This window comes from uncultured Tenacibaculum sp. (assembly GCF_947499065.1).
Lineage (GTDB): Bacteria > Bacteroidota > Bacteroidia > Flavobacteriales > Flavobacteriaceae > Polaribacter.
This window is the reverse complement of sequence record NZ_CANMMT010000014.1, coordinates 70885-77202: the sequence shown is the minus strand read 5'-3', so window position 1 is coordinate 77202 and position 6318 is coordinate 70885. Positions and strand designations below refer to the sequence as shown.

The 6318-nt window shown below is 31.4% G+C and carries 5 protein-coding genes and 1 rRNA gene; 5 read left to right on the top strand and 1 reads right to left on the bottom strand.

Features of this window, described 5'->3' with window-relative positions; translation table 11 throughout:
* Positions 1-106, top strand: a 5S ribosomal RNA gene (gene rrf, locus Q0958_RS17995); the annotation flags it as partial.
* Between the two features lie 65 nt (positions 107-171).
* Entirely contained in the window at positions 172-954 is a 783-nt protein-coding gene (locus Q0958_RS17990; protein WP_299125725.1) for a tRNA pseudouridine(38-40) synthase TruA, read from the top strand.
* Between the two features lie 47 nt (positions 955-1001).
* Here the strand turns inward: Q0958_RS17990 and Q0958_RS17985 are convergent, their stop codons facing one another.
* Complete coding sequence (locus tag Q0958_RS17985; protein WP_299125723.1) at positions 1002-2144, bottom strand: acyl-CoA dehydrogenase; 1143 nt, start codon at positions 2142-2144, stop codon at positions 1002-1004.
* A 93-nt stretch (positions 2145-2237) separates the two neighbouring features.
* Between Q0958_RS17985 and Q0958_RS17980 the strand changes: the two genes are divergently transcribed.
* From Q0958_RS17980 to nhaD, 3 genes are all read left to right on the top strand, one after another.
* On the top strand, positions 2238-3296 hold the full coding sequence (locus Q0958_RS17980) for an anhydro-N-acetylmuramic acid kinase (RefSeq protein ID WP_299125721.1): 1059 nt from the start codon (positions 2238-2240) through the stop codon (positions 3294-3296).
* 314 nt (positions 3297-3610) lie between these two features.
* Positions 3611-4837, top strand: a complete 1227-nt coding sequence (locus tag Q0958_RS17975) for a Glu/Leu/Phe/Val dehydrogenase dimerization domain-containing protein (RefSeq protein WP_150901346.1) — start codon at positions 3611-3613, stop codon at positions 4835-4837.
* An 18-nt stretch (positions 4838-4855) separates the two neighbouring features.
* Positions 4856-6250: a sodium:proton antiporter NhaD gene (gene nhaD, locus Q0958_RS17970; protein ID WP_299125718.1), complete on the top strand. Its 1395-nt coding sequence runs from the start codon at positions 4856-4858 to the stop codon at positions 6248-6250.
* Positions 6251-6318 lie beyond the last annotated feature (68 nt).

The following is a 6318-nucleotide window of genomic DNA, read 5'->3' as shown; positions in this document are numbered from 1 at the left end:
GGTGATTATTGCAATGGGGCTCACCTCTTACCATTCCGAACAGAGAAGTTAAGCCCATTAGCGCCGATGGTACTGCCGATGGTGGGAGAGTAGGTCGTTGCCTTTCTTTTTAACCTCAATCTTATACAATAAGATTGAGGTTTTTTTTTGCCAAAATTTTATATTTGAAAAATGAATTATAAGCATTCTTATTTAGTAACGATACAATATTTAGGTTTTCGTTTTCATGGCTGGCAAAAACAACCAAACTTAAAAACAGGACATCTTTTTTTAGATAAAACATTAAAGTTTATTTATAAAGGAATTCGGCTTAAGAGTTTGGGGGTTGGACGAACTGATGCAAGAGTTTCTGCAAGCCATTTCGCATTTCAATTATTTATTGATGAAGAAGTAGACTTTGATCAATTTATGATAGATTTTAATGCAAACGCTCCTGGAGATATGCGTGCTTTAAAGATTGAAGATATTGATAGAGATTTTAATATTATTCAACATCCAAAGTTAAAAGAGTATCGATATTATTTTTCTTACGGAGAAAAGAATCACCCTTATTCAGCGCCTTTTTTAACACGTTTTAGAGAACAGTTAGATATAGAATTAATGAAAGAGGGGGCTAAGTTATTTGAAGGCTTTAATAACTATAAAAGATACTGTACTAAACCATCTAAAGATACTAAAGTTGAAAGAGAGATTGTTTATTGTAGAATTGAAAAAAATACCGAGTTAACAGCTTCTTTTTTCCCAAAAGAAAGTTATGTGTTAATAGTAAGAGGAGAAGGGTTTTTGAGAAATCAAATTCGATTAATAATGGGAGCTTTACACGATTTAGGAAAAGGTGAATTTGATTTGGAATTCATTAAAGATAGTTTGAATCCAGATTCTGATGTTGATTTAATAAAGAACATTGCACCAGCATCAGGTTTGCATTTACATAAAATAGATTTTAAAAAATAAAGCTCATCAATTTTGATGAGCTTTATTAATATTATTAGAGAATAAACTTAGTCTCTTATTAAACTTCTTGAAATTACAATTTTTTGAATTTCAGAAGTACCTTCATAAATCTGAGTAATTTTTGCATCACGCATTAAACGTTCTACATGGTATTCTTTTACGAAACCATTACCTCCGTGGATTTGAACAGCTTCAACAGTTTGTTCCATTGCTACCTTAGATGCATATAATTTTGCCATAGCACCAGACTGATCGTAGTTAATACCATTATCTTTATCACAAGCAGCTTTCATCACTAAATGACGAGCAGCAGCAATTTCAGTGTACATATCAGCTAATTTGAATGCAATTGCTTGGTGATTGCAAATTTCCGTTCCAAAAGCTTTACGCTCTTTTGAATATTTTAAAGCTAATTCATAAGCACCTGAAGCAATACCTAAAGCTTGAGCAGCGATACCAATTCTACCACCAGATAAAGTTTTCATGGCAAATTTAAAACCAAATCCATCTTCACCAATACGGTTTTCTTTTGGCACTTTAACGTCGTTGAATTGTAATGTATGAGTATCAGAACCACGAATACCTAATTTATCTTCTTTTGGTCCAATATCAAATCCGTCCATTCCTTTTTCAACTATAAAAGCATTGATACCTCTATGCTTTTTAGAACGATCAGTTTGAGCAATTACTAAAAAGACATCAGCACGACCTCCGTTAGTAATCCAGTTTTTAGTACCGTTTAATAAGTAATGGTCACCTTTATCTTCAGCAGTTGTAGCTTGAGATGTAGCATCAGAACCTGCTTCAGGCTCACTTAAACAAAAAGCACCAATTTGTTCACCTGTAGCTAATTTTGTTAAATATTTTTGTTTTTGTTCTTCAGTACCGTATGCTTCTAAACCATAACAAACCAAAGAATTATTAACAGAAACCATAACAGAAGCAGAAGCATCAATTTTAGATAATTCTTCCATTATTAATACATAAGAAACAGCATCCATTCCGCTTCCTCCGTATTTTGGGTCTACCATTACTCCCATAAAACCTAATTCTCCCATTTTACGAACTAATTCGTTAGGAAACTCTTGTTTTTCATCTCTTTCTATTACTCCAGGTAGTAATTCGGTTTGTGCAAAATCACGTGCAGCATCACGAATCATTAAATGCTCTTCTGTAAGATTAAAATCCATTATCTAATTTATATTTTTGTTAATTTCGTAAAAAATGTCCCCAAAGATACTTTTTTAATAGCAAATTTTCAATAGACTTACTACTTTTACTTCATGTTAAACAATTATATTTATTGTATTGGGTTAATGTCTGGAACTTCATTAGATGGAATTGACTTAGCTTATATCCAATTTGACTCAAATTCATATAAAAACTTCCAGATTATTAATGCCGATACTTTTTCATATTCGGATGAATGGAAAAATAAATTACAGAAAGCTATTTCATATAGAGAAGAAGATTTGAAAAGCTTAGATATAGAGTATGGAATTCTTCTTGGTAAGCTTTTAAATGAGTTTATTGAAATCAATGAAATATCAACATTAGATTTTATAGCTTCCCATGGTCATACTATTTTGCATCAACCAGAAAATGGAATCACTTTACAAATTGGTAATGGTCAACAAATAGCAAATATTACCAATAAAAAAGTTGTTTGTGACTTCAGGACTCAAGATGTAAAATTAGGAGGTCAAGGAGCTCCTTTGGTTCCAATTGGAGATAAGTTATTGTTCTCAGATTATGAATATTGTTTAAATTTAGGAGGTTTTGCGAATGTTTCATTTGAAAAGAATACCAAGAGAATAGCTTTTGATATTTGTCCAGTAAATATTGTTTTGAACCATTATACACGAAAGATAGGCAAGGAATATGATGATAATGGAGATTTAGCGTCAAGTGGTAATGTCAATCAAATTCTATTGAATGAATTAAATCAACTAAATTTTTATAAGATTAATCCTCCGAAATCGTTAGGTTTAGAATGGGTGCAAAAAGAAATTTTTCCATTGATAGACAGTTTAGAGGAGGATATTCAAACAATATTAAGAACTTTTGTTGAACATATAGCAGTTCAAATAGGAAATGTTATCAAAAATAGTAAATCAGTTTTAGCTACAGGAGGAGGCGTATATAACTCTTTTTTGATGGAAAGAATTGATTTTTATGCTAAAACTAGGGTAGAAAAAGTTAATGATGAGCTTATTAATTACAAGGAAGCATTAATTTTTGGTTTTTTAGGTGTTTTAAAGGTTGATAATCAGGTGAATTGCTTGGCTTCTGTCACAGGGGCAAATAAAAATCACTCTTCAGGAGAAATATTTGAACCATAATAAAAATTAATTTTTATGTTAAAATTTACAAAAAACCAAGGAAACTTTTTTAGTATTTAAAGTTTCCTATGTATTTTAGCAGAGTTATTTTAAATGTTTAATCAATTTTCTTTCAATATATTTTATAAAATAGAGCTAATTGAATTAATAATGTGTAAAATATGTTTTTTTATGGTAGTTTTGTAAGCACAACTATTATTAAAAACCACAGTAAGATGAATCAACTTTAACTCCCCTATGGGGACAAATTGTAAAGAACTTCAAAAGATGAAAAAGAGAAACAATTAAAGTTGAATTTACCTATAAAATTTAAAATGAAAGATTTATTAAAAAAATACGAAGAAAAACAACCTGAAATAGTTTTTAACTGGAAAGATTCTGAAACAGAAGCAGAAGGTTGGACAGTTATAAATTCACTAAGAGGTGGTGCTGCTGGTGGTGGTACCCGTATGCGTAAAGGTTTAGATAAGTATGAAGTAACTTCATTAGCAAAAACAATGGAGGTTAAGTTTACTGTTTCTGGACCGGCTATTGGTGGAGCTAAATCAGGAATTAACTTTGACCCACACGATCCTCGTAAAAAGGGAGTTTTAGAGCGTTGGTATAAAGCAGTGGCTCCATTATTAAAAAACTATTATGGAACTGGAGGAGATTTAAATGTTGATGAAATTCATGAAGTAATTCCAATGACTGAAGATGTAGGTGTATGGCACCCACAGGAAGGAGTTTTTAATGGACACTTTAAACCAACAGAAGCTGATAAAATTAATAGAATAGGTCAGTTACGTCATGGAGTTATAAAAGTATTAGAAGACGAAAAGTTATCTCCAAGTATTTTAAAAAAATATACTGTAGCTGATATGATTACTGGTTATGGAGTTGCTGAAGCTATTCGTCACTATTATAATATCTATGGAGGTACAGTAGTTGGAAAAAGAGCTATTGTACAAGGTTTCGGTAATGTTGGTTCTGCAGCTGCATTTTATTTAGCAGAAATGGGAGCTAAGGTTGTTGGAATTATTGATAGAGTAGGAGGAGTAATAAATGAAGAAGGATTTTCGTTTGAAGAAATTAAAGAAATGTTCTTAAATAAAGATGGTAATACTTTAGTATCTGAAAATATGATTCCTTTTGAGGAGATGAATGAACGTATTTGGAATTTACCATGTGAAATATTTGCTCCGTGTGCTGCTTCAAGATTAGTACAACAAGATCAAATAAATAAAATGATTGATACAGGTTTAGAAGTGATTTCTTGTGGAGCAAATGTACCATTTGCTGATAAAGAAATATTCTTTGGCCCTATCATGGAGGAAACTGATAAGAAAGTTAGTTTGATTCCAGATTTTATTTCAAATTGTGGAATGGCTAGAGTATTTGCATACTTTATGGAACGTAGAGTTGAAATGACAGATGAAGCTATATTCACAGATACTTCAAACACCATAAAGAAAGCACTTCAAAAAACTTTTGCAAAGAGTGCATCTAAAACAAAAATTAGCGAGACAGCCTTCGAAATCGCGTTAAAAGAATTGATATAAAAACAAATTAAATAAAAAATGGAGTTAGCGATTATTTTAGTATTCGTAATGGGATATTTGGCCATTACTTTAGAGCATAACATTAAGTTAGATAAATTAATACCAGCATTAATAATGATGGCTATTTGTTGGGCCTTAGTGGCTCTGGGAGTAGATAGTTTTTCTAACTGGTTTGATTCGTCAAAGCATGCTTTAGTAGAAGGTTTTAGTGCCTTAGCCCACGATGATAAAATGCATTTAGTAGAAGAAACATTATTACATCATCTAGGAAAAACAGCCGAAATTTTAGTTTTCCTTTTAGGAGCAATGACTATAGTTGAAATAATAGATTATTTTGATGGTTTCTCCACAATTAAAGGATATGTAAAAACTAAGAGTAAGAAGAAAATTCTTTGGATGTTTGGTGTTTTAGCATTTATATTATCAGCGATTATTGATAATCTAACAGCTACCATTGTATTGATTTCTATTTTACAAAAAATAGTTAAAAGTAGAGAAGATAGAATTTGGTTTGCAGGTTTAATTATTATTGCAGCAAATGCAGGAGGAGCTTGGTCGCCAATTGGAGATGTAACAACTACAATGTTATGGATAGGTAAAAAAGTAACTACGCCAATGTTAGTTGCGTATTTATTTATACCATCAGTGCTTTGTATGGTAGTACCAACTTTTATAGCATCTTTTTTACCAGCTTTCAAAGGAGAAATAGAAACAGATGAAAGTGATGATGATAAAAAGAAAAGTCCTCATAGCGCTAGAATGTTATATTTAGGACTAGGAGCAATTGTATTTGTACCTTTCTTTAAAACAGTTACTCATTTACCTCCTTATGTAGGAATGATGTTATCATTAGCAGTTGTAGCTACTTTTGCTGAAATTTATAGTAGAACAAAATTCTCATTAACAGATTTTGATAGCGAAGAATCTGATGCTCATGCACACCATAGTCCAGTACATGCATCTTTATCTAAAATTGAAATGCCAAGTATTTTATTCTTCTTAGGTATTTTAATGGCTGTAGCAGCTTTAGAGTCTTTAGGGATCTTATTTAATTTTGCTGATAGTTTAAAACAAGGGATTCCTTTAATGGGAACTGAAGGGGCAGGAACAAATGTTTCTGATTTAGTAGTGATTTTATTAGGAATTGGTTCAGCTGTAATTGATAATGTACCTTTAGTAGCAGCTTCATTAGGAATGTTCTCAGAACCTATAGATAATCCGTTATGGCACTTTATTGCTTTTTCAGCAGGAACAGGTGGAAGTATGTTAATCATTGGTTCGGCTGCAGGAGTTGTGGCAATGGGAATGGAAAAAATAGATTTCTTCTGGTATTTAAAGAAAATCTCTTGGTTAGCTTTCATCGGATTTTTAGTAGGATCATTAGCGTTCATGTTAATGAGAACATTTATCTAAAAAAATATAATAAATAAAAATAAAGTCTTCCTTAATCATGGTTATTGAGGAAGACTTTTTTATACTTG